Origin of the sequence: Nocardiopsis yanglingensis (genome assembly GCF_045809185.1) — a bacterium.
In the GTDB taxonomy this organism is placed as follows: Bacteria; Pseudomonadota; Gammaproteobacteria; order Xanthomonadales; family Xanthomonadaceae; genus Stenotrophomonas; species Stenotrophomonas yanglingensis.
Genome location: NZ_JBJNRH010000002.1, coordinates 232075 through 252289 on the forward strand (window position 1 = coordinate 232075; position 20215 = coordinate 252289).

General features: G+C 67.2%; 23 protein-coding genes. 9 read left to right on the forward strand and 14 right to left on the reverse strand.

What is annotated here, in order from left to right; genetic code table 11:
* Positions 1–138 precede the first annotated feature (138 nt).
* Positions 139–1086, forward strand: a complete 948-nt coding sequence (locus tag ACJ7C5_RS04280) for a nucleoside hydrolase (RefSeq protein WP_412703145.1) — start codon at positions 139–141, stop codon at positions 1084–1086.
* Between the two features lie 4 nt (positions 1087–1090).
* Here the strand turns inward: ACJ7C5_RS04280 and ACJ7C5_RS04285 are convergent, their stop codons facing one another.
* The 6 genes from ACJ7C5_RS04285 to ACJ7C5_RS04310 form a co-directional block, all read right to left on the reverse strand.
* Positions 1091–2350 carry an MFS transporter gene (locus ACJ7C5_RS04285; protein ID WP_412703146.1) on the reverse strand — a complete coding sequence of 420 codons (1260 nt, stop codon included), beginning with the start codon at positions 2348–2350 and terminating at the stop codon, positions 1091–1093.
* A gap of 78 nt (positions 2351–2428) precedes the next feature.
* Complete coding sequence (locus ACJ7C5_RS04290; RefSeq protein WP_412703147.1) at positions 2429–3442, reverse strand: hypothetical protein; 1014 nt, start codon at positions 3440–3442, stop codon at positions 2429–2431.
* Between the two features lie 128 nt (positions 3443–3570).
* Positions 3571–4884, reverse strand: a complete 1314-nt coding sequence (locus ACJ7C5_RS04295) for a sensor histidine kinase (protein WP_097049664.1) — start codon at positions 4882–4884, stop codon at positions 3571–3573.
* Positions 4881–5621: a response regulator gene (locus ACJ7C5_RS04300; RefSeq protein WP_049443785.1), complete on the reverse strand. Its 741-nt coding sequence runs from the start codon at positions 5619–5621 to the stop codon at positions 4881–4883. The genes ACJ7C5_RS04295 and ACJ7C5_RS04300 overlap by 4 nt, the downstream gene beginning before the upstream one ends.
* 57 nt (positions 5622–5678) lie before the next feature.
* Positions 5679–6224 carry a redoxin family protein gene (locus tag ACJ7C5_RS04305; protein WP_097049665.1) on the reverse strand — a complete coding sequence of 182 codons (546 nt, stop codon included), beginning with the start codon at positions 6222–6224 and terminating at the stop codon, positions 5679–5681.
* A gap of 3 nt (positions 6225–6227) precedes the next feature.
* Complete coding sequence (locus ACJ7C5_RS04310; protein WP_412703148.1) at positions 6228–7022, reverse strand: alpha/beta fold hydrolase; 795 nt, start codon at positions 7020–7022, stop codon at positions 6228–6230.
* A gap of 342 nt (positions 7023–7364) precedes the next feature.
* On the opposite strand from ACJ7C5_RS04310, the gene ACJ7C5_RS04315 reads away from it, so the two are divergent.
* The 5 genes from ACJ7C5_RS04315 to ACJ7C5_RS04335 all read left to right on the forward strand — a co-directional run bounded on the left by ACJ7C5_RS04315 (position 7365) and on the right by ACJ7C5_RS04335 (position 10906).
* Positions 7365–8009: an HvfX family Cu-binding RiPP maturation protein gene (locus ACJ7C5_RS04315; RefSeq protein ID WP_088025044.1), complete on the forward strand. Its 645-nt coding sequence runs from the start codon at positions 7365–7367 to the stop codon at positions 8007–8009.
* A 165-nt stretch (positions 8010–8174) separates the two neighbouring features.
* Complete coding sequence (locus ACJ7C5_RS04320) at positions 8175–8585, forward strand: HvfA family oxazolone/thioamide-modified RiPP metallophore (RefSeq protein WP_412703149.1); 411 nt, start codon at positions 8175–8177, stop codon at positions 8583–8585.
* Between the two features lie 56 nt (positions 8586–8641).
* Positions 8642–9487 carry an HvfB family MNIO-type RiPP peptide maturase gene (locus ACJ7C5_RS04325; RefSeq protein WP_412703150.1) on the forward strand — a complete coding sequence of 282 codons (846 nt, stop codon included), beginning with the start codon at positions 8642–8644 and terminating at the stop codon, positions 9485–9487.
* A complete protein-coding gene (locus ACJ7C5_RS04330; protein ID WP_412703151.1) occupies positions 9480–10265 on the forward strand; it encodes an HvfC family RiPP maturation protein in 786 nt (261 codons plus the stop codon). The genes ACJ7C5_RS04325 and ACJ7C5_RS04330 overlap by 8 nt, the downstream gene beginning before the upstream one ends.
* A gap of 2 nt (positions 10266–10267) precedes the next feature.
* A complete protein-coding gene (locus ACJ7C5_RS04335; protein WP_412703152.1) occupies positions 10268–10906 on the forward strand; it encodes a ferric reductase-like transmembrane domain-containing protein in 639 nt (212 codons plus the stop codon).
* Positions 10907–10960: 54 nt separating this feature from the next.
* Here the strand turns inward: ACJ7C5_RS04335 and ACJ7C5_RS04340 are convergent, their stop codons facing one another.
* The 5 genes from ACJ7C5_RS04340 to ACJ7C5_RS04360 form a co-directional block, all read right to left on the reverse strand.
* Complete coding sequence (locus ACJ7C5_RS04340; RefSeq protein WP_412703153.1) at positions 10961–12088, reverse strand: metallophosphoesterase; 1128 nt, start codon at positions 12086–12088, stop codon at positions 10961–10963.
* A gap of 99 nt (positions 12089–12187) precedes the next feature.
* Positions 12188–13699, reverse strand: coding sequence for a TerC family protein (locus tag ACJ7C5_RS04345; protein ID WP_412703154.1), 1512 nt, complete (start codon positions 13697–13699; stop codon positions 12188–12190).
* Between the two features lie 73 nt (positions 13700–13772).
* The gene (locus tag ACJ7C5_RS04350) at positions 13773–13997 is read right to left on the reverse strand and encodes a helix-turn-helix domain-containing protein (RefSeq protein ID WP_094002110.1); all 225 of its coding nucleotides are present in this window, start codon (positions 13995–13997) and stop codon (positions 13773–13775) included.
* Positions 13997–14545, reverse strand: a complete 549-nt coding sequence (locus tag ACJ7C5_RS04355; protein WP_412703155.1) for a DUF2975 domain-containing protein — start codon at positions 14543–14545, stop codon at positions 13997–13999. Before ACJ7C5_RS04355 ends, ACJ7C5_RS04350 begins: the two co-directional genes overlap by 1 nt.
* Before the next feature lie 103 nt (positions 14546–14648).
* On the reverse strand, positions 14649–15230 hold the full coding sequence (locus ACJ7C5_RS04360) for an NMCC_0638 family (lipo)protein (protein WP_088025030.1): 582 nt from the start codon (positions 15228–15230) through the stop codon (positions 14649–14651).
* A gap of 129 nt (positions 15231–15359) precedes the next feature.
* Between ACJ7C5_RS04360 and ACJ7C5_RS04365 the strand changes: the two genes are divergently transcribed.
* Together ACJ7C5_RS04365 and ACJ7C5_RS04370 are read left to right on the forward strand one after the other, a co-directional pair.
* Positions 15360–15671, forward strand: coding sequence for a metalloregulator ArsR/SmtB family transcription factor (locus ACJ7C5_RS04365; protein ID WP_004147836.1), 312 nt, complete (start codon positions 15360–15362; stop codon positions 15669–15671).
* A 23-nt stretch (positions 15672–15694) separates the two neighbouring features.
* Entirely contained in the window at positions 15695–17089 is a 1395-nt protein-coding gene (locus ACJ7C5_RS04370) for a DUF2867 domain-containing protein (RefSeq protein ID WP_412703156.1), read from the forward strand.
* A 36-nt stretch (positions 17090–17125) separates the two neighbouring features.
* On the opposite strand, the gene ACJ7C5_RS04375 is transcribed toward ACJ7C5_RS04370, so the two are convergent.
* Entirely contained in the window at positions 17126–18049 is a 924-nt protein-coding gene (locus ACJ7C5_RS04375) for an alpha/beta hydrolase (protein WP_412703157.1), read from the reverse strand.
* 173 nt (positions 18050–18222) lie between these two features.
* On the opposite strand from ACJ7C5_RS04375, the gene ACJ7C5_RS04380 reads away from it, so the two are divergent.
* The gene (locus ACJ7C5_RS04380; RefSeq protein WP_049443813.1) at positions 18223–19197 is read left to right on the forward strand and encodes a LysR family transcriptional regulator; all 975 of its coding nucleotides are present in this window, start codon (positions 18223–18225) and stop codon (positions 19195–19197) included.
* A 3-nt stretch (positions 19198–19200) separates the two neighbouring features.
* Here ACJ7C5_RS04380 and ACJ7C5_RS04385 read toward each other — a convergent pair whose 3' ends face one another.
* Both ACJ7C5_RS04385 and ACJ7C5_RS04390 read right to left on the reverse strand, forming a co-directional pair.
* A complete protein-coding gene (locus ACJ7C5_RS04385; protein ID WP_412703158.1) occupies positions 19201–19701 on the reverse strand; it encodes a GNAT family N-acetyltransferase in 501 nt (166 codons plus the stop codon).
* 13 nt (positions 19702–19714) lie between these two features.
* Complete coding sequence (locus ACJ7C5_RS04390) at positions 19715–20152, reverse strand: hypothetical protein (protein ID WP_412703159.1); 438 nt, start codon at positions 20150–20152, stop codon at positions 19715–19717.
* Positions 20153–20215: the final 63 nt, after the last annotated feature.

A 20215-nucleotide genomic window follows, 5' to 3' on the forward strand; every position in this document is an offset into this window, starting at 1 on the left:
GCCTGGACTGGAGGCATTATGGCCTGCCATCCCGGCAATGGCCCTGCCTGTCATGAAGATGGGACAATGTAGGGCGCGCCGGCCCGCCTCCGGGCCGCCGGCGCCCCCCGCACCACACGGAAGAAGAAGAACAACAACATGCTGAAAGTCATTTTCGATACCGACCCGGGCGTCGACGACGCCCTGGCCCTGCTGTACCTGCACAAGCACGCCCAGATCGACCTGGTCGGCGTCACCACCACCTTCGGCAATGCCTCGGTGGAGTCGACCACCCACAACGCGCTGTACCTGAAGCAGGCCTGGGGCTTTGCCGCCCCGGTCGCGCGCGGCGCCGAAGGCCCGCTGCAGCCGGAAGCCACCCCGGAAGCCTGGCCGGTGCACATTCACGGCCACAACGGGCTGGGCAATCACCCGGTGCCGGCCGAACTGGACGTGGCCGCCGACGCGCGCCCCGCCCACCAGCTGATCATCGACCTGGTCCGCGCCCATCCGGGCGAAGTGACCCTGGTCGCGGTCGGCCGCATGACCAACCTGGCCCTGGCCCTGCAGCAGGCCCCGGACATCGCCGGCCTGGTGCGCGGCGTGGTGATCATGGGCGGCGCCTTCCATGTCAACGGCAACATCACCCCGGCCGCCGAGGCCAACATCTGGGGCGATGCCGAAGCCGCCGACGTGGTGTTCACCGCCACCTGGCCGGTCACCGCGATCGGCCTGGACGTGACCACCCGCGTGGAAATGGACCGTGACGGTCTGGACAAGCTGGCTGCGATCGGCGGTGCCGATGCCGAGCTGGTGCGTGCGCTGTCGCAGGATTACGTGGACTTCTACCTGCAGGCCGGCCACAAGGGCATGGTCGTGCATGACTGCTGCGCGTGCATTGCGCTGACCCGCCCGGAACTGTTCCAGTTCGAGCGCGCCAGCGTGCGCGTGGCCACCGGCGGCGTCGCCCGCGGCATGACCATTCCCAAGCCGGAAGGCCTGGCATTCGGCCCCAGCGTGTGGGATGGCCACGTGGTGCAGTCGATTGCCATCGGCGTGGACGCGGCCGCGGTACTGGCCGACATCGAGCAGACCCTGAAGGTCTGACCGTCTAGCGCTTGGCCCTGCCCGGGACCGTCTCGGGCAGCGTCCACAGCACCGGCAGCACCAGCACCGCCACCAGCGCGATCATCGCGCCCGGCGCCGCTGCCCAGCCGCTGCGCTCCACCCACCATTGCGCCAGCCATGGCGTTGCCCCTCCGAAGAAGGCGGTGGCCATGGTCACCCCCAGTGCCAGGCCGCTGACCCGGCCCTCGCCCGGGAATTGTTCGGCCGTGGCCGGCGCAGCAACGGCACTTACCCCACCGGCCACGCAGGCCAGCAGCACCGCGGCCAGCGCGATGCCCAACGGCGCCGCCTGTGCCATCCAGGCGAACAGGGACAGCGGCAACAGCGCTGCCAGCACCGTCAGGCCCAGCAGCATCGGCCGCCGCCCGACGCGGTCGGACAGGACACCACACAGCGGCGTGATCGCGATGACCGCCACTGCCGCAATCGTCGACAGCCACAGTGCGTCACCCTCGTCATGACCCTGTGCATGCAGGAATGCCGGTACATAGGTGATGCCGACGTAATAAGTGATCGAACCCAGCGCCGAGATCGCGAAGGTGCGTGCCACCGCCAGCGGATGGTTGCGCAGTACATGGCGAAGCGGTGTAGCCGGAATGCTGCCCTCGCGGCGCTGCCGCTCGAACTCCGGCGACTCGTGCATGCCCGAGCGCGCGACCAGGATCACCAGGGCCAGTGCCGCACCGACGAAGAACGGAATACGCCAGCCCCAGCTGTCCAGCTGCGCGGTGGGCAGCAGCGCCACGGTCAGCGCGGAGATCGCTACCGCCAGCAGCGCGCCCACTTCACTGGCCGCCGAAGCGAGCGAGGTCACCAGCCCGCGTCGGCGCACCGGCGCGCTTTCCAGCAGATACGCCACCACCCCGGTGTACTCGCCGCCCACCGAAAACGCCATCACGCAGCGCAGTACCAACAGCAGCACGCCCGCCGTGGTACCTGCGGTGGCCGCTGTCGGCAGCAGTGCAGTGGCCAGCATCGCCGCTGCCATCAAGGCCATCGACGCCAGCAGCATCCAGCGCCGGCCCAGGCGGTCGCCCAGGTGGCCGAAGCACAGCGCACCCAGCGGACGCATCAGGTAGGACACCGCGAAGCCGGCCAGGGTGACCAGCAGCGCCTGTTCGCCGCCGCCGAAGAACACCCGTGACAACACCGTGGCGAAGTACAGGTACAGGGTGAAGTCGTACCACTCCACCACCGTGGACAGGCCCGCCACCCACATCGAGCGCTGCCGCGCCGCGGTCATTGCGTGTTCGCCTTCAACAGCCTCGATCCCGGTTTCACAGGTTCGAAGCAGGGTGGCATGGCCGGGGTGAAGCACCGGTCATCGGGTGTCCGTCGCTTGCATGTACTGGGTTTCATGGCCGGTGAAGCGCTCACCGTCAAAGCCGAAGCAGAAGCGGCCTTCCTCGAACACGCGGTAGACCAGCAACGCACCATCGAGGCAGAACTGCTGCTGGTCCACGCCCGTCTCCAATGTCCCATAGCCGGTAGCATCGCCGCCCTTCCCCGCCGGCCCGGTGAATGCATCGAACGGCAGTGGCGTCGCCCTGCCGGTGCGGGTATCGACCAGCACCAACGTGCGCTGGAAATATTCGGGACGATCATCGACCTGTACCAGCAGATAATGCTGGTTGAAATTGGGCTTCTGGTGCTGGAGCGCGTCTTCGATGGCCGCCCGGTGCTGCGCGTTGCAGAAGTCGACCGGGCTGTAGCGGTAGCTGCAGCCGTCGTGGTCGTAGGGCAGGTTCATACCGGAATAGCTGATGCTTCCCGCGCTGTCCACGTCGTGGCCCAGCTCCGGGGTGCTGCACAGCAGCCACGAACGCTGCGCATCCTCCGGGTCGGCCAGCAGCTTCGGCTCGCGGCCCGCTTCGTAAGCCGCGCCACCCGGGAAGTCCTGCCCCAGGTGCTGACGGGCGATTGAACGCGCCTTATCCAACGGCAGGCCGATCCTGGCCCCACGGAACGAGACGAACGTCATCGTCGGCAGGATCACCTCTTCCACCGGCAGCCCCTTCCACTGCCCCTGCACGCAGAACGTGGCGATCTCGTTCTCCTCGTCCTCCTTGCAGGGCTTCGGTGCGTTCGCAGCCAACCAGGGGTGGGCCGGGCGGTCGGTTTGCTGATCGATGTACCAGCCATCCAGCGCGCAGGTCGGCAGGGCATCCAGCAGCGGAGAGAGATCGGCGCTGGCGGTCGGCATCACCGCCGGTGGGTCTGCAGGCGCGTGTTCGGCCGATACATCCGGCGAGCGCTGGCAGGCCACCAGCAACCCTGCGCTGATAAGCAGCGCGACACGGCGTGCGTGCCAGATTGAAGAACGGCGTCCCTGCATTGCGTGGTGCTCCCTGGTTTCAACACTCGCTGGAGATGATCGCCGATCCCGGTGCCATGCAGGAACGTCGCAGATCCCACATCGGGGTCAGAGCCCTTTGCTCCCGCAAAGCGATCCGACCCCGCCAATTACCCCGGCAGCTGCAGCTCCGCTCGCAAGCCGCCGCCCTCGCGGTTGTGCAACCGCAGCGAGCCGCCCAGCGACTGCGCCAGCTGCACCGCGATGGCCAGGCCCAGGCCGGTGCCGCCGGTATCGCGGTTGCGCGAGCTTTCCAGCCGATGGAACGGCGCCAGCACTGCCTGCAGCTGGTCCTCGGGAATGCCGGGGCCACGGTCGGAAATGCTGATCCATACCCGGCCGGCCTCATCGCGGCCCGCCCCGATCTCGGCGGCGCCGGCGTAGCGCACTGCGTTGTCGACCAGATTGCCGACCACCCGTCGCAGCGGCTGCGGCCAGGTCTGCACGATCAGTCCAGCGGGTGCACCGCCACTGACCGGCTTGCCCATGTCCTCGTAGTCGCCGACCACGCTGGCCAGGAACGCACCCAGGTCCATCGACACCGGCGCGCCACTGGCGACGTGGCTGCTGCGCGCATAGGCCACGCCTTCACGCACCAGTTGCCCAAGGTGGTCGAGGTCGGCCAGCAGTCGCTGCTGGGTGCTGTCTTCAGGCAGGGTCTCCACCCGAAGCTTCATGCGCGTGATGGGGGTCTGCAGATCGTGGGAGATCGCTGCGAGGATCTGCAGGCGCTCGCTGACATGGCCACGAATGCGTGCCTGCAGCGCGTTGAGTGCAGCCGCCGCACCGCCTACTTCCGCAGGGCCATCTTCAGGCAGTGCCGGCCCGTCCTTGCCCGGCTGCAGCTGTTCCACCGCCTGCGACAACTGCTGCAACGGGCGCATGGCCAGGCGCACCGCCAGCCACGCGCACACCAGCAGCAGCGCCAGCTGCACGAGCAGCACGGCGGGCAGCCAGCGCGCCAGCGGCAGGCCCGACGGGGTGACTTCAATGGTCAAGGGTGTGCCATCGTGCAGTCGCAGTTCCACCTCGAACCGCTCCGGCAGGCGAGCCACCTGGCGCGCCTGCAACGGATAGCGATGCTGCAGGCTGTCGTCAATGATCGCGGTGACCTGGCGTGCACGATCGGTCTGCAGTCCCGGCCCAGCCGCAGCCGGACGCAGCAGGTAACGGTAGGTGCGCCGCTCCAGCCGCGGCACCCAGGCATCGCGCTGGTCCGCGGGCAGGTGCTCCAGCAGCGCGACACTCACGGCCACGTCTTCATCGAGGTTGCGCAGCATCATGCTGCGGGTGGACTGATAGCGTTCGAAAAACAACAAGCCGAAGGACAGCGCGTGGGCCAGCGCCAGTCCGCCCAGCAGCACCAGCAGCAGCCGCGCCGACAGCGTGCGCGGCCAGCGTGGACGGCGTGCTCCGGTGTTCATTCGTCCGGCCCCAGCAACTGCACCGGCACGCTGAACACATAGCCCTCGCTACGCACGGTCTTGATGTAGGTCGGCTCGCGTGCGTCGTCACCCAGCCGTTGGCGTACGCGGCTGACCAGCAGGTCGATCGAGCGGTCGAACAGTTCGGCATCGCGGCCCTGGGTGAGGCTGAGCAGCTGGTCACGGCTGAGCACCCGATTGGCGTGATCGAGAAAGACGCGCAACAGGCGGAACTCGGCACCACTGAGCGGATACGCGGTGTCCTGCGCATCCAGAAGATGGCGTGCGGTGGTATCCAGGCGCCAGGCACCGAAGGCCAGTTGGCGACCGGCTTCGCTCACCTGCAGGTTTGGCGGCAGCATCCGGGTGCGACGGATCACCGCATTGATGCGTGCCAGCAGTTCGCGGGAAGAGAACGGCTTGGTCACGTAGTCGTCGGCGCCCATTTCCAGACCGATGATGCGGTCGGTCTCGTCGTCGCGTGCGGTCAGCAGCACCACCGGCACCGCGCGATGCTTGCCGGCACGCAGGTTACGGCACAGGCTCAGGCCGTCCTCGCCCGGCATCATCACGTCCAGCACCACCAGGTCCACCGCGTGGGTATCCATCAGTGCGCGCATGGCCCGGCCGCCGTCGGCCTGGCTCACGCGCAGGCCGTTGCGTTGCAGGTAGTCGGCCAGCATCTGGCGGATCTCACTGTCATCGTCGACGACAAGGATGTGCGGTACAGGGTTCATTGCGTTCTCGATGAAGGCGGGGGACAGCGCCGCGCGGCGCGGCCATGGTAGCGCGGCTCAGGGGCTGGCCAGCAGGCGCTGGATCTCGCTTTCGGTACGTGCGTAGTCGCCCTCACCGTAATGGCGGTAGACCACCCGCCCCTGCCGGTCGAGCAGGTACAGCGCGGGCCAGAAGCGGTTGCCCCAGGCGTTCCAGATCCGGTAGTGGTTGTCCTGCACCACCGGCCAGGTGATATCCAACCGTGCGATGGCCCTGCGCACGTTGCCGGGCAGCCCTTCATAGGCGAACTCCGGCGTATGCACGCCGATCACCTTCAGGCCCTGCGACGCGTACCGTGCGTGCCACTGGTGGACATACGGCGCCACGTTGAGGCAGTTGCTGCAGGTGTAGGTCCAGAACTCGACCAGCACCACCTGCCCCCGCAACTGCTTCAGTGTGAGCGGCGAGCTGTTGTGCCATGGCCCGCCACCGTCGAACCCCGCCATAGGTGCAGCGTCGAGCGGCTGCGCGCCGGCATCGGCGCCGGGCCATGCCAGCAACAACGCCGCTCCACCCAGCAGGCCCAGCAGCAGGGGCAGTGCATACCCTCGCAGTGTGGCCATCGCTCAGCCCCCCTGCTCGGCCAGCGGCAGTTCGGCGGGCTTCACGCCTGCCGCTTCCAGGATGCTGTCGGCCACCTGCGCAGGATGCGAAAGCGGCGACACATGGCTGCTGCCGATCGATTGCAGCTGCGCACCAATGCGCTTTGCGGTGGCGGCCTGCAGCTGCGGCGACAGCATGCGATCGTCGCGGCTGAGCACGTACCAGCTCGGCTTGCTGCGCCACGCCGCAACGTTCACCACCTCACCCAGCGCGCTGGCCTTCAACGGGACCTGCGTGCTGTACAGCAGTGCAGCCGACTTCTTCATCACGTCTGGCGCGAAGTCCTGGGCGATGGCATCGGCCGGCAATGTCAGGTAGCCATCCCTCTCCTGCAGTCGGGCCAGGCCCGGACCGACCGGGAAACCTTCGCCCTGCTGCGCCGAAGATTGGCCTGCATCCGGTGCGAAGGCCGCCACGTACACCAGCGCCTGCACCTTCGGGTCATTGCCCGCCTCGGTGATGACCGTGCCACCCCAGCTGTGGCCGACCAGCACCACCTTGCCGGGTGCAGCGGCAATCGCACGACGGGTGGCGGCAACATCGTCGGCCAGTGAGGTGAGCGGATTCTGCACGGCCACCGCAGGCAGCTTCCAGTCATGCAGCGTGCTGATGACCTTGCTCCAGCTGGAGCCGTCGGCGAACGCGCCGTGCACCAGGATGACGGTGGGCGGTGCAGCGGTATCGGCCTGGGCAGCGAAGGCGGGGGCTGCGGCGCCGGCAAGTGCGAGAGCGGCAGCAAGCAACGAGGTACGGATCATGGGTGGCACTCCGGTGTTGGGAGTGGCCATTTCCGCCTGCCGGTGTATCGGCGCTGTTTCTCCGCGGCACGGAGTTGTACCGGACTGTAGGGCGCAGGCGGGTTTCTACAGTGGGATACATTCGGCCGCCGGGTCCGGCCGGGCGCTACCGGGTGGATATCGCTGCCCGCACGCGGGCGCGCAACGCCCCGATGTGCCTCGACACATCGTCTTTGTATCTGACTGTACGAAACCCCGGCCGCGGCCACAGTCGCTGACAAAACCCCGGGCAACGGCACACGTTGCCGATACCTGCGCCGCCTGAAATGGCCTCCATCGACCACTGGCCCGCAGGACACCACCATGATCAGCACCGCCTCTTCCGTGTATACCCCCCGCCTGGACGCCGTCGGCCGCTGGCTCTCGCCATTGGCGCTGCGCACCCTGCTGGCCTGGGAGTTCTTTGAATCCGGCCGCGAAAAGCTGGGTGGCCAGAACTGGTTCGCCGACCTGGAAGGTCGCTTCCCGTTCCCGTTCTCCGCCCTGCCCGCATCACTGAACTGGCAGCTGGCCACCTGGCTGGAACTGGTGGGTGCAGTGATGCTGCTGCTCGGCCTGGCCACGCGCTCGGTGGCTTATGTGTTCTGGGTACTGACCGTGGTCGCCATCGCCGCCGTGCACTGGCCCGACCAATGGAACGGCCTGGGCGAACTCTGGCAGGGATATGCGATCACCGACCAGGGCTACGGCAACTTCAAGCTGCCGCTGCTGTTCCTGGCCATGCTGCTGCCACTGATCCTCAACGGCGGTGGCGCACTCAGCGTCGACCGTCTGCTGGCCGGCTCGCAGCATGCCCCCGTTGGCAATGACGGCTTGGGTTGGGGCGTCAGCCTCATCGCCCTGCTGCTGCCGGTTGCCGCGCTGCTGCCCGGCATCGGCTTCGGCGGCGCCCTGCTCGGCGGTGTGCTGCTGGTGGGTTACGTACTGCGCCGTCGCCGCAACGCCTGATCTGCTTCGCCCCTTCACCGCGCTTCTTCCCTTCGTTTCCGTCGCCTTCAAGCGGCGTCCATCCCGCACGCCCCGCGTGCTTTCCCAAGGAGTCACCACCATGTCCGTCTCGACCAAGACCACCCCTTCTCCCGCCTGCCGCGCATCGGTGCCATCGGCATCGCCTTGGCCGGTGGCCTGCTGCTGGCCGGCCAGGCCGCGGCGATCCAGCCACTGGCGATCAGTGCCGTGGCCATGAGCGCGGCCGCCGAAGGCAAGTGCGGTGAAGGCAAGTGCGGGGCCAACAAGACCGCCACCGGCAAGGCCGCCGGCAAGGCCAAGGTGGCCGAGGGCCAGTGTGGCGAAGGCAAGTGCGGCGACGCCTCGTTTGCCCGCACCGACCGCGACCACGATGGCCGGGTCTCGCGTGCCGAGTTCAACGCCGTGGCCGCCAAGCGTGCCGCCGAGTTCGACCGCATCGACACCGACCACGACGGCTACATCAGCGAGCAGGAAGCGCACGACTACCTGCGCAGCGTCTACACCGCCAACGGCAAGCCGATGCCGAAGGGCATGTTCTCCCGCGTCGCCGATTGATCGACGTTCAACCGGCGCCGCCTCCGAGGCGGCGCCCTCTCCCTGGAGCATCCGTCATGACCCTGCCCCTGCCTTCCAATGCCGCCGGTCTTGGCCTGCGCCGTGGCCTGATCGACGAACTGCTGGCCATGCCGGCCGGTGCCATCGACTTCCTCGAAGTTTCGCCCGACAACTGGATCGGCGTCGGCGGTGCACACGGTGCAGCGCTGCGCAGGTTGAGCGAACGCCACCCCCTGACCTGCCATGGCCTGTCGCTGTCGCTGGGCGGTCCTGATCCGCTGGACCGCACCCTGCTGGCCCAGACACGTGCCTTCCTCGACCTGCACCAGGTGCAGCTGTACAGCGAACACCTGAGCTACTGCGCTGCCGGTGGCCACGTCTACGACCTGCTGCCGCTGCCGTTCACCGCCGAGGCCGTGCATCACATCGCCGGCCGCATCGCCCAGGTGCAGGACATGCTGGGCCGACGCATCGCCGTGGAGAACATTTCCTACTACGCCGTTGCCGGTGCGGAGATGAGCGAGATCGACTTCATCAATGCAGTGCTCGCCGAGGCGGACTGCGACCTGCTGCTGGACGTCAACAACGTCTTCGTAAACGCCTGCAACAACGGTTACGACGCCTTCGAATTCCTGGCCCGCGTGCCGTCCCACCGTGTCGCCTCGCTGCACGTAGCGGGTCACTTCGATGAAGACGATGGCTTCAAGATCGATACCCACGGTGCGCCGGTGAAAGGTGTGGTCTGGGCGCTGTTGCGCGAGGCCTATGCGCGGGTGGGCGTGCGTCCCACTCTGCTCGAACGCGACTTCAACTTCCCGCCACTGGCCGAGTTGCTGGCCGAGGTCGCGCAGATCCGCCAGGCACAGGCCGAGGCACATTGGCCCGAGGTGGCCCATGGCTGAGTCGCTGGCCACCCTGCAACGGCGTTGGGCCGACCATGTTCGCGACCCATCAATGGCCGCACCCGATGGCATCGAGGCGCGCCGGCTGGCGGTGTACCGTCGCCTGTGCATCGACAGCCTGGACACCCTGCTGGCCTGCACCCTGCCACGCCTGCAACACCAGTTGGGCATGCCGCGCTGGCGCGACACCGTGGAGCACTACTACGCCAGCCACACCTGTCGCACCCCGTTGTTCCCACAGATCGCCGGCGAATTCGCGGCCTGGCTGGCGATGCAGGACGCGGTGGCACTGCCGGCCTGGGCAGCGGAACTGGCGCACTACGAGAGCACTCAGCAGTCGCTGCACATTGAAGCGCGCGCCGCCGGGCGTTCGCTGCACCGCGTTCCGGTGGACAGTGATGTGCTGGCTGTCTCGCCGCTGGTGCGGGTGCTTGGCTACCAGTGGCCGGTGCATGTGGACGAGGTGCTGGAGCCGGTGCTGGATGCAGCGTCCACGCTGCTGCTGATGCGCCGCATGCCTGAATTCAGTCTGCGGGTCGAGGAACTGGCCCCGCTGGCCTATGCGGTGCTGTCGGCCTTCGGCGATGACGGCACACGCGTGGATGACGTATTGCAGACCGTGGCTGAAGCACATGGTGTCGCGCCGGATGAACTGCGTGCGGCCTGCATTCCAGTGCTGCGCGACCTCTGCACGGCAGGCGTTCTGGTTGCGTCGACCGATCCCCGGGAATGCCGGCCGGCGGCCGGCACGACCTCCTCTTCATTCTTCGAGGCCTGACGATGACTGCTTCCAACACGTCCTTCCTGCGCGGCTGGCGCCTGTTCGTAGCCATCAGCGTGGTCCTGATCGCGTTCGCACTGACCGCCTTCACCCTGTATCCCGATGCAGCCGAAGGCAGCCGCGCGGCGATCCGGCTCACCGCCCGCACATCGTTCCTGCTGTTCCTGGCGGCATTCACGGCATCGTCGTTCGCCAGCCTTCTGCCCGGCCCGTTCACCCGGTTCCTGCTGCGCGAACGACGCATCATCGGCCTGTCCTTCGCGTTCTCGCACCTGCTGCATGCAATCGCCATCACCAGTTTCGGCATCCTCAACCCGGCGTTCTGGCCAGCACGCTCAGCGCTGGCCAACCTCCCGGGCACGGTGGGCTACCTCGCCATCCTGGCGCTGGCCATCACCTCGCATCGGGGGCTCGCCCGGCGCATCGGACCCACGGCCTGGCGTCGCCTGCACGTGACCGGCATGTGGATCATCGCGGCGGTGTTCACCTACTCGTACTTCAAGCGCGTGCCGGGCAACTTCTGGTATGCGGTGCCGTCGGCGCTGCTGTTCACCGCTTTCGTGGTGCGCTGGATCGCCAAGCGGGCACAAGCGCTGCGTCGAAGTGCGCATGCGCGGCCGCCGCTGCGGGCGGCCTGACGGGCCGGGGTCAGATCACTTCCCCCGGGGGACAGGAATCTGACCCACTTCCGGTCACGGCACGCGGCGCAGCGTCACCAGGGTGATCTCCGACGGTACGCCGATGCGCGCCGGAAAACCCGCCCACAGGCCTGCACCATTGCTTACGTACAGGGTCATGCCATCCACGTCGTAGCGTCCGGAAACATAGCCACCGTTGGCACGCTTCACCAGCTGGTCCATGCCGATGATCTGCCCGCCGTGGGTATGCCCGGACAATTGCAGCTTCACGCCACGCGCGGCCGCCTCGCGTGCATTGCGCGGGCGATGATCTAGCAGGATCACGGGTGCCGTCGGATCGGCACCGGCCAGCGCGGCACCCAGGTCCGGCAGCGGCAGGCCGTAGCGTGCGGCCACCGGATCGGTGACGCCGGCGATGGTCAGCGCCGCATCACCGCGCCGCACCTGCAGGTGGCTGTTCTCCAGCACCTGCATGTGCAGCGCGCGGAACGCCTGCATCCACGCCTGGTACCGCGCGTAATACTCGTGGTTGCCGGTGATGGCGATGACACCGTCCGGTGCATGCAGGTCAGCCAACGGGCGTGCGTCCTCGCGACGCGCCTCGACGCTGCCGTCGATCAGATCGCCGGTGATCACGATCAGGTCCGGCGTCAGTGCGTTGCTCTCATCCACCACCTTGCGCACCCAGTCGCCGGTCAGCAGGCGGCTGGCATGGATGTCGGTCAGCTGCAGCACGCGATAGCCATCGAACGCGGCAGGCAAGCCGGCGATGCTCACCTCGATCTGCCTGGGCTTGGGTACCGCCATGCCCTGGCTGACGCCGTAGCCACTGACCAACAGGGCCAGCAGGCCGGCCGCCGGTCGCAGACGCCGCGTGCGCAATGCGGCTACCGCGCGTGGCCAGCGCAGCAGGTGCGACAGCAGCAGGCCGGCGTCCAGCACCAGCATCACCAGCGCCAGCACCAACACGGCGGTGGAGCCGGTGGCCAGCGTGGCGATGGCCAGCTTCGGTATCTCCGGCGACGCCATCGTGCCCCAGAAGATGGCTACGATGCGCAGCTGCACGGCAACGCCCACCAGCAGCAGCGACAGCACGACCTTCATCCAGATGGGCATGCGCAGTGGCCAGAACAGGCGCCAGGCCACATACAGGCCCATCAACAAACCGATCGTACTCAGCACTGCAACCATCCGGGGAGGAAAACGGGCCCGCCATGGTGACGGCTGCGGGAGGTGTTGTGTAGAGCCGAGCATGGGCTCGGCTCTACAACAACAGGTAGGTCAAGCCATTCCGTCGATGCGTTCAACCCGCAGGCGGGCGATGCGACGTTTCTCCATCGCCAGTACGGTGATGCGCACATCCGCAATCTCCACCGCGTCACCAATGTCTGGCAGGCGCCCCAGGCGCTCCAGCACCAGACCGGAGATGGTCATGTAGTCGGCACTGCGCGGCAGCGACACGCCGGCCAGGCGCTGCAGGTCGTCCAGGGTCAGCGCGCCATCGGCCTCCCAGCAATCTTCGCCCTGCGCGACCACGCCATAGCGTTCGTCCTGGGTGTCGACCAGGTCACCGGCAATGGCCGCCAGCAGGTCGTTGGCGGTCACCAGGCCTTCCACACTGCCGTACTCGTCCACCGCCACCGCCAGCGGCACCGGGTGCTGGCGGATCAGTTCCAGCGCCTGCAATGCGCTGGCACTGGACAGCACGTACTGCGGCTCGCGCAGGTTGGCTTCCAGCTGCAGCGGCTTGCCCTGCAGCAGATCGGCCAGAAGGTCGCGGCTCTGCACCACGCCGCGCAGGCTGTCCAGGTCGCCATCACCCACCAGCAGGCGGGTGTGCGGCGATGCCACCAGGCGCGCCACCACGTCCTCCTGCCCACGTGCCAGGTCGATCCACTGCACGTCGGCACGCACGGTCATCACGCTCGACACCGGCCGATCGGCCAGGCCCAGCACGCTGCGGATCATCTCGTGTTCGGCCGGCTGCAGGCGCTCTTCGGCGTCCACCTGCTCGTCCACACTTTCGTCGGCATGGCCGTTGGCCGGGCGCGCGCCCAGCATGCGCAACACGGCATCGGCCGTGCGCTGGCGGAACGGCTGGCGACGCTCGTTGCGCTCGCGATTGAAGCGAACCCACTGGTTGAACGCCTCGACCAGGATCGAGAAGGCAATGGCCGCGTACAGGTAGCCCTTCGGAATCTTGTAGCCCAGGCCTTCGGCCACCAGGCTGAAACCGATCATCAGCAGGAAGCCCAGGCACAGCACCACCACCGTGGGATGCTTGTTGACGAAGCGGGTCAGCGGCTTGCTTGCCACCAGCATCAGCGCCATCGCAATGGTCACTGCGGCGTACATCACGCCGAGGTTGTCGACCATGCCGACCGCAGTGATCACCGAGTCCAGCGAGAACACCGCATCGAGCACCACGATCTGCGCCACCACCATCGCGAAGCTGGCATAGACCTTCTTGCCATCCTCGTGGTGCTCGCGGCCTTCCAGCCGTTCGTGCAGCTCCATGGTGCCCTTGAACAGCAGGAACAGGCCACCGCCCAGCAGGATCAGGTCACGCCCGGAGAAGCTGTGGTCGAACAGCGTCAGCAGCGGCTCGGTCAGTTTCATGATCCAGGCCAGCGCGGCCAGCAGCACCAGCCGCATCAGCAGGGCCAGCGCCAGGCCGATCACCCGCGCACGGTCACGCTGGTGCGGCGGCAGTTTGTCGGCAAGGATCGCGATGAACACCAGGTTGTCGATGCCGAGAACGATCTCCAGCACGACCAGGGTTGCAAGGCCCATCCATATCGAGGGGTCAGCCAACCATTCCATTTCAGGTCCGTTTCGTCAGTAGGTAAGGGAAAAGGGAAAGCACTCAGTCAGCGTCCTGCGCCTGCATCGGGTCATGCCCGAGCAGGTCGCCGGGCGTGCACTGCAGCTCACGGCAGATCGCATCAAGTGTGGAAAACCGGATGGCGCGTGCCTTGCCGGTTTTCAGGATCGACAGATTGGCCAGGGTGATGTCGATGCGCCCGGCCAGCTCGGACAGGGTCATGCCCCGTTCCTGCAGCATGCGGTCCAGGGTGATGACGATCGCCATCAGATGACACCATCGAGGTCATCGCGCATCGCCGCACCCACGGCAAACACGCGTGCAAGCACGAACAGCATCAGCACCGCGACCAGGCCGGTGATCGACATGCCGCCGCCCACCTCCATCCAGGTGAAGTCCGGGCCCATCCAGGCGGCGTAGGCGCCGATCAGGATCGACAGCACCTCCATCGACAGCATCAGCCACGCCATGCGCTGCAGGCGCTGTGCATTGGCATGGGTGAACGGCCGCTCGCGCGCCGCCGACTTCAGCAGCCGCAGCAGATGTCGCAGGAACACCAGGCACAGCACCAGCAGCGCGACGATGGCACCCAGGCCCAGGTAGAAATGCAGGAACAGATCGTTGCCATGCGCGGCGGCGGCAGCGGCATCGTGCACGCTGTCGAGCAGCCAGCGGCGGTCGTGGGCGACCAGTGGCACGGCCAGCAGTGCGGCCAGGATGCCCAGCCAGCACATCGCCCGCACGGCCTGTACGGCGGCCTGGGCCAAGGTGAACAAGCCTCGCGCAGGTCTGGCGCGGGCGGGACGAGCGGTCAAGCGGCCTCCGGCGTTGGGGCAGCATCGCCGCCCCAGGGTGAATTTATCGATAAACGATATACCACATCCTGCGTGAAAGACTGAATCGCAAGCGTGTCCTCTGTCAGGGCCCGGGCGCGGGCTGTTCCAACATCGCTTCGCCCGGGGCCGCCGAGGCCATCGCCTGCACACCGGCATCGGCCGCCTGCCGCGTGACCAGGCGGAAGCGCACCTGCAGCTTGCCCTGCCCCGGCGTCGCCCAGCCGTACTGGATCGCCACCTGATCGGCCGACAGTGGCCCATGCCCTGGCAGCGATCGCACCTGCAACGGCTTCGGTGCGGCCTGCACCAACCGGGCGAATCCCTTCTGCACGACCGCCGCGTCGGCCTTTTCGGCGTAGACCGTACACGTGCCATCGTCAGCCCAGCTCACCGCATAGCGGCCACTGGCCAGAGGCACCATCCAGGCCATGCCTGCCTGCCCCTGCAGCAACGTTGCAGCCTCGGCTGGCTGCAGCGGTGCCAGCCCGTTGGATTCCATCAACGACTGCAGGCGCGCCGGTGCACCGATGTGCTGCATGCAGGCGGTATCGAACAGCTCGCTGAAGGGATCCTGCGCCGGGGCCTTGGCCTTGGGAGTACGCGCGGGCTGCGCCACCGCCAGGGTGGGCAGCAGGGCCAAAGCCAGCCAGAACACAGGACGCATCGGGATTCCAAGCTACGGAAAACAGCAGGCAGGATGGCAAAGCCCAGGCGTGCCGCGCAACGGGTCATGGCTTGACAGCCGCCACCGGCGGGAGGAATATCAATTAACGAATTAGTTAATTAGCTCTCCATGGACCGTATTTTCGAAGCCCTCGCCTCCACCGCCCGCCGGCAGATCCTGGCCTATCTCAGCGCCGGCGAGCTCAGCGCGGGCGAACTGGCCGAACGCTTCGACTTCAGCAAGCCGGCGCTGTCCAGCCATCTGCGCATCCTCGAGGAAGCCGGCCTGATCGAACGCGAGAAGCGCGGCCAGTTCGTGTACTTCCGGCAGGTACCCGACCGTTTGGCCAACACGTTGTTCTCGTGGGCGGCCGAAGTCTGTCCGGTCGGCGGCCCGCTGAAGCGCGAAGCACGCGCCCGCCGCAAGTCCCCTGCACGCTGATCCCCCTGCCAAGGAGCATGACCATGCCTGGTTCGACCCGCGACCGCCGTTCGTTCCCAGGGGTACAGCTTCCAGCACTGGAGGGTGGCAGCCCGACCGAAGTCACGTTGATCGCGCAGCTCGGCATCGGCGCCGGCGATGCGCTGGTGACCGACGCCAGCCAGCGCCAGCGCCACCACCCGGCCTTCATCGATGCGCTGGACGAGCCTTCGGCGCGACTGGGGGGCATGCATCTGCAACAAGGCGATGCCTCCTCGCTGTACAGCTTCACCGTCGGCGCCGGTGGCCACCCGTTCCATCGCCATGCCGGACCGCGCATGTTCACCGCCATTGCCGGCAGCGCCGGTGCCGAGCTGCGCTTCGCCACCGCGTCCGACGCGCAGCTGGCAGGAGATCCCGGTGTCTTCGCGCGCACGCTGCGGCGCATCCGCATCCCACCGGACTGCCTGTTTACCGTGCGCTTCGGCGGCGGCACCTGGCACCAGTTCGCATCGAACCATCGCGCACACCCCGCGCTGTTCGCGTTGTCCTGCCACAGCAATGAGCTGGCCGGGGCAATGAGCCAGCAGGCCCGTGCACAGGCACAGCACAATGCCGCCGATATCCCCAGCCTGACCGAGGTACTGCCCGATGTGCACTGGCCAACGGCCACAGCACTCGCGGCAGCGCCGCTGCTGCAACTGTCGCTGCAGGCAGCGCCGCCCAGCCTGAGTGCCCAGCTGTGCGCGCGTACCCGCGCCCTGCTCGGTCCGCTGCGTCGGATCCCGCTGCGGCCACTACGTGGGTTCGTCGAACGCGCCACACCGGCCTATCCCGTCCATTCGGAGGCCGTCGCCACTCAAGGCCTGCTGCCTGCGGCCCTGCCGCACAGCCACTACCAGGACCAGACCACGCTGCGCCTGGACAGCGCGCAGGTCGCACACCACTCCGCGTCGGCGCTGCTGGCCGATGTACTGGACGGCTTCCTGCGCAATCCACCTGCCGGCGTGGGCCACCTGATGGCACTGCGCAACCGCCTGGTGGCGCCGTTGCGGTTGCGTACGTCGCCACTCGGCTGCCCGGTATCGTCACTGCTGTCGACCGATCGCAGCCGGTTGTTCGCCGGCCGCTATCCAGTGCTGGATTCGCATGTCGATGCAGAAGATGACTGTGCCGAAGTGCTGCTCGGCGCCGATGATCGCCATCTGCGTTTCCGCAGCAGCGTACGAGTGCAGCGCTGTGCAGATGGACATATCGAAATCAGCCTCGGCTCACGCGTGCAGACCCTCAATGCGTTCGGCCGCCTGTACATGGCACTGATCGATGCCGCGCACCGGCACTACGTCGCGCCAGCACTGCTGCGCCGCGCGGTCGAACATGCGCTGGCGCCGGAACTGGCCGATCTCGATGACTGGGCGGAATACTCCGCGTACAGATGATGCCGGCCCGTGGCCGGCACCACCTGCCACTTCAGCTCACAGGTGCTGCTTGAAGAAGGGAACGACCGCTGACAGGGCCTCGCGCACCGGCTCCGGCTTGTCATACAGGTCGTAGTGCGACCAGCCTTCCACCACCTTCAACTGCTTGTGCTTCGACGCCGCACGGCCATGGATTTCCAGGCCATCACGGTAGGCGCCAAAGCCACCCGGCTTGTCACCGATCACCACCAGCAACGGTTGGGTCAGCAGGACTTCGGCCAGGTGGAAGGCATCCCAGCCCACCGCTGCACCGCGATGCGAGAACAACGCACTGACCACGCCGTTGGGCTGCGGCTCACGCGTGCGGTAATAGTCCGTGGCCTCCAGCACGTCGATATCGGTGATGCCGGCAGCGCGCCCCTGTTCCACCGAAGGCGGCAGGAACAGGTCCACACGGACCTTGCCGCCGCGCATCTCGGCGGTGCGCTGGGCAGCGATGGCCTCCAGCGTGCCGATCGGATCGAAGCCGCCAAAGCCCTCACGACTGAGCCGGCCGAAGTTGACACCGGTGATGCTGGTGACCGCCTTGATGCGTCGCTCGGTCATGGTGGCGTTGATCGCGTAGCCACCACCGCCACAGATGCCCAGTACGCCGATGCGTTCGGCGTCCACGTACGGCAGGGTGACCAGATGGTCGACCACGCGGCGTACATCCTCCACGCGCTGGGTCGGGTCTTCGACCCGACGCGGCTCGCCACCGCTGGCGCCCTGGAAGCTGGCGTCATAGGCGATCACCACGTAGCCCTCGCGAGCCAGGGCCTCACCGTAGATGTTGCCGGCGGTCTGCTCCTTGCAGCTGCCGATCGGATGCATGCTGATGATCGCGGGATAGACCTGGTTGCGGTCGAAGTCCGGCGGGAAATGCAGGTCGGCGGCGATCGGCCAGGCCATGTCCGGATTCTGGATGTTGATGGTTTCCATGCTGCGACTCCTCGGTAGCGGCGGGAGGCGACGGGTGTCGCCGTTGCAAGCACGATAGACCCGGGATTGGGACCGAAAAAGCAGCCAATCACAACCAAAGTAGTAAGCTGCAATTACCAAAGAGCGACAGCCTGTGCCGCCATCTTCTCCCGCCCTCCTGCCGACCGAGCCCCATGAGCGCACCCAGCCCGATCAACCCGGCCCTGCTGCCCCAGCTGGCCTGGTTTGCCCACATCGCCCACCATCGCAGCTTCACCAAAGCGGCCGTTGAGATGGGCGTCTCACGCCCGGCGTTGTCGCAGAGCCTGAAGACCCTGGAGAAACAGCTGGGGGTACGCCTGCTGCACCGGACCACCCGTGACATGTCGCTCACCGAGGAAGGCCAGCGCCTGTTCGACGCACTGCGGCCATCGCTGAGCACCATCGAAACCGCAGTACGCGACCTGCGTGCCAGCCATGACGCTCCGTCCGGCCTGCTGCGCATCAACACCGCGCGCCTGACTGCCAAGACGCTGATCGAACCGCATCTACCGGAGTTCTTCGCGCGCTACCCCGAGCTGCGCATCGAGCTGGTGATGGACGACGGCCTGTCCAGCATCGTTGCCGACGGCTGTGACGCCGGCATCCGACTTGGCGAGCGGTTGGCCGAAGGCATGATCGCCGTGCCGGTCACGCCCATGCTGGAAATGGTGGTGGTCGCCTCGCCGGCCTACCTGGCCCGCCATGGCACGCCCACCACGCCCGCCGAACTGGCCGCCCACGAGTGCCTGGGCTACCGGCAGACCGGCAGCGGCGGGGTCTATGCCTGGGAATTCAGCACGCCGGGCCAGCCCGGTCATGACTTTGAAGTGGAACCGCGCGGACGCTATGTCACCAACGACGATGAGGGCATGATCCGCGCCGCGCTGCAGGGATTGGGCGTGATGCAGCATATCGATCTGTCATTGCAGCCGATGCTGGCCGATGGGCGCCTGGTCCGCCTGATGCCGGCGTGGTCGGCACCGTTCCCCGGCTTCTACCTGTACGTGCCTTCGCGCGAGCAGATGCCACCGCGCGTGCGCGCCCTGATGGAATTCCTGATCGAGAAGCGCGAAGGCGTCGCCAAGGCGCTCGGCCGCACGGTACAGGCCCCGGCCACGGGCAGCTAGGCGTCAGCGCGGGTAGCGATACACCAGATCATCGGCATCATTGCGCACGGCGTGATCGTCCGCCACGCCGCCCAGCCGCTGTGCAACGGCCTGCGACGCCAGGTTGTCCGGTGCCATGTAGCTGACCAGGGTCGGCAGCTGCGCCACCACGAAGGCCCAGTCGCGCAGCGCGCCGGCCGCTTCGGTAGCGAAGCCGTTCCCTTCATGGCCGTCATACAACAGCCAGCCCAGTTCCTTTTCCGGGAACAGCGGGCCGTGGTTGATCCCGACCTGGCCGATGCAGGCACCGGTATCGGCACGCTCGATCATCAATGCACCATGACCGAACAGATGCCAGCTGGCCAGGTCGTGGCAGAACTGGCCCCACGCCGCCACCTCACCGAACGGCCCGCCCATGCCACGCGCACGCGGCGATGCAAGGAACGCCGCATAGACGCTGAAGTCATCCAGCTGCTGTGGGCGCAGCTTCAGGCGTGCGGTGTGCAGGGTAGGAATCTCGAGCATGCCGGGCAGCGACTCAGTACACGGCCAGATGGCCGCAGCCACGACGTTGCGGCTGCCCCTCCATCGTCACCTGCACGCTGGCCAGGGTGTCCACACCTTCGGCATTGCGGCACGACTCACGCTTGATCTCGACGATGGCGGGCTGCTGCCCAAGTTCGCCATTGAGCACGATCAGTGAACTGGGCGCATCGGCCGGCTGGCCAAGATAGCGCAGCGTGCCCTTATGGGTGCGGCCGTCAGCGCTGAGGCTGGCATCGTGGTTGCCCTGGCCGGTGGAGGCGATCTCGATGCTCCAACCCGCGCCGCCGCCGGTGAAAGCCGGCACCGGGCTCAGGTCGGCGGCAACCGAGGGGTGGCGTGGCGCATCCGCAGCGGTCTGCGACGAAGTGGAGGCACAGCCGGCCAGCATTCCTGCCAGCAGCGCTGCAGCAACTACGGGGCGAACGGTCATGATGCGCTCCTGCCAGATGGTCGACGGGTCCAGTCTAAGCAGCCATGCGTGCGCCAGCGATGA

Coding starts and splice junctions, on each gene's coding strand:
- ACJ7C5_RS04390 (WP_412703159.1), bottom strand. CDS start 20,152: ATGACCGTTCGCCCCGTAGTTGCTGCAGCGCTGCTGGCAGGAATGCTG.
- ACJ7C5_RS04300 (WP_049443785.1), bottom strand. CDS start 5,621: ATGAACCCTGTACCGCACATCCTTGTCGTCGACGATGACAGTGAGATC.
- ACJ7C5_RS04280 (WP_412703145.1), top strand. CDS start 139: ATGCTGAAAGTCATTTTCGATACCGACCCGGGCGTCGACGACGCCCTG.
- ACJ7C5_RS04295 (WP_097049664.1), bottom strand. CDS start 4,884: ATGAACACCGGAGCACGCCGTCCACGCTGGCCGCGCACGCTGTCGGCG.
- ACJ7C5_RS04305 (WP_097049665.1), bottom strand. CDS start 6,224: ATGGCCACACTGCGAGGGTATGCACTGCCCCTGCTGCTGGGCCTGCTG.
- ACJ7C5_RS04310 (WP_412703148.1), bottom strand. CDS start 7,022: ATGATCCGTACCTCGTTGCTTGCTGCCGCTCTCGCACTTGCCGGCGCC.
- ACJ7C5_RS04385 (WP_412703158.1), bottom strand. CDS start 19,701: ATGCTCGAGATTCCTACCCTGCACACCGCACGCCTGAAGCTGCGCCCA.
- ACJ7C5_RS04345 (WP_412703154.1), bottom strand. CDS start 13,699: ATGGGCCTTGCAACCCTGGTCGTGCTGGAGATCGTTCTCGGCATCGAC.
- ACJ7C5_RS04360 (WP_088025030.1), bottom strand. CDS start 15,230: ATGCGTCCTGTGTTCTGGCTGGCTTTGGCCCTGCTGCCCACCCTGGCG.
- ACJ7C5_RS04375 (WP_412703157.1), bottom strand. CDS start 18,049: ATGGAAACCATCAACATCCAGAATCCGGACATGGCCTGGCCGATCGCC.
- ACJ7C5_RS04285 (WP_412703146.1), bottom strand. CDS start 2,350: ATGACCGCGGCGCGGCAGCGCTCGATGTGGGTGGCGGGCCTGTCCACG.
- ACJ7C5_RS04350 (WP_094002110.1), bottom strand. CDS start 13,997: ATGGCGATCGTCATCACCCTGGACCGCATGCTGCAGGAACGGGGCATG.
- ACJ7C5_RS04365 (WP_004147836.1), top strand. CDS start 15,360: ATGGACCGTATTTTCGAAGCCCTCGCCTCCACCGCCCGCCGGCAGATC.
- ACJ7C5_RS04370 (WP_412703156.1), top strand. CDS start 15,695: ATGCCTGGTTCGACCCGCGACCGCCGTTCGTTCCCAGGGGTACAGCTT.
- ACJ7C5_RS04335 (WP_412703152.1), top strand. CDS start 10,268: ATGACTGCTTCCAACACGTCCTTCCTGCGCGGCTGGCGCCTGTTCGTA.
- ACJ7C5_RS04380 (WP_049443813.1), top strand. CDS start 18,223: ATGAGCGCACCCAGCCCGATCAACCCGGCCCTGCTGCCCCAGCTGGCC.
- ACJ7C5_RS04330 (WP_412703151.1), top strand. CDS start 9,480: ATGGCTGAGTCGCTGGCCACCCTGCAACGGCGTTGGGCCGACCATGTT.
- ACJ7C5_RS04290 (WP_412703147.1), bottom strand. CDS start 3,442: ATGCAGGGACGCCGTTCTTCAATCTGGCACGCACGCCGTGTCGCGCTG.
- ACJ7C5_RS04325 (WP_412703150.1), top strand. CDS start 8,642: ATGACCCTGCCCCTGCCTTCCAATGCCGCCGGTCTTGGCCTGCGCCGT.
- ACJ7C5_RS04315 (WP_088025044.1), top strand. CDS start 7,365: ATGATCAGCACCGCCTCTTCCGTGTATACCCCCCGCCTGGACGCCGTC.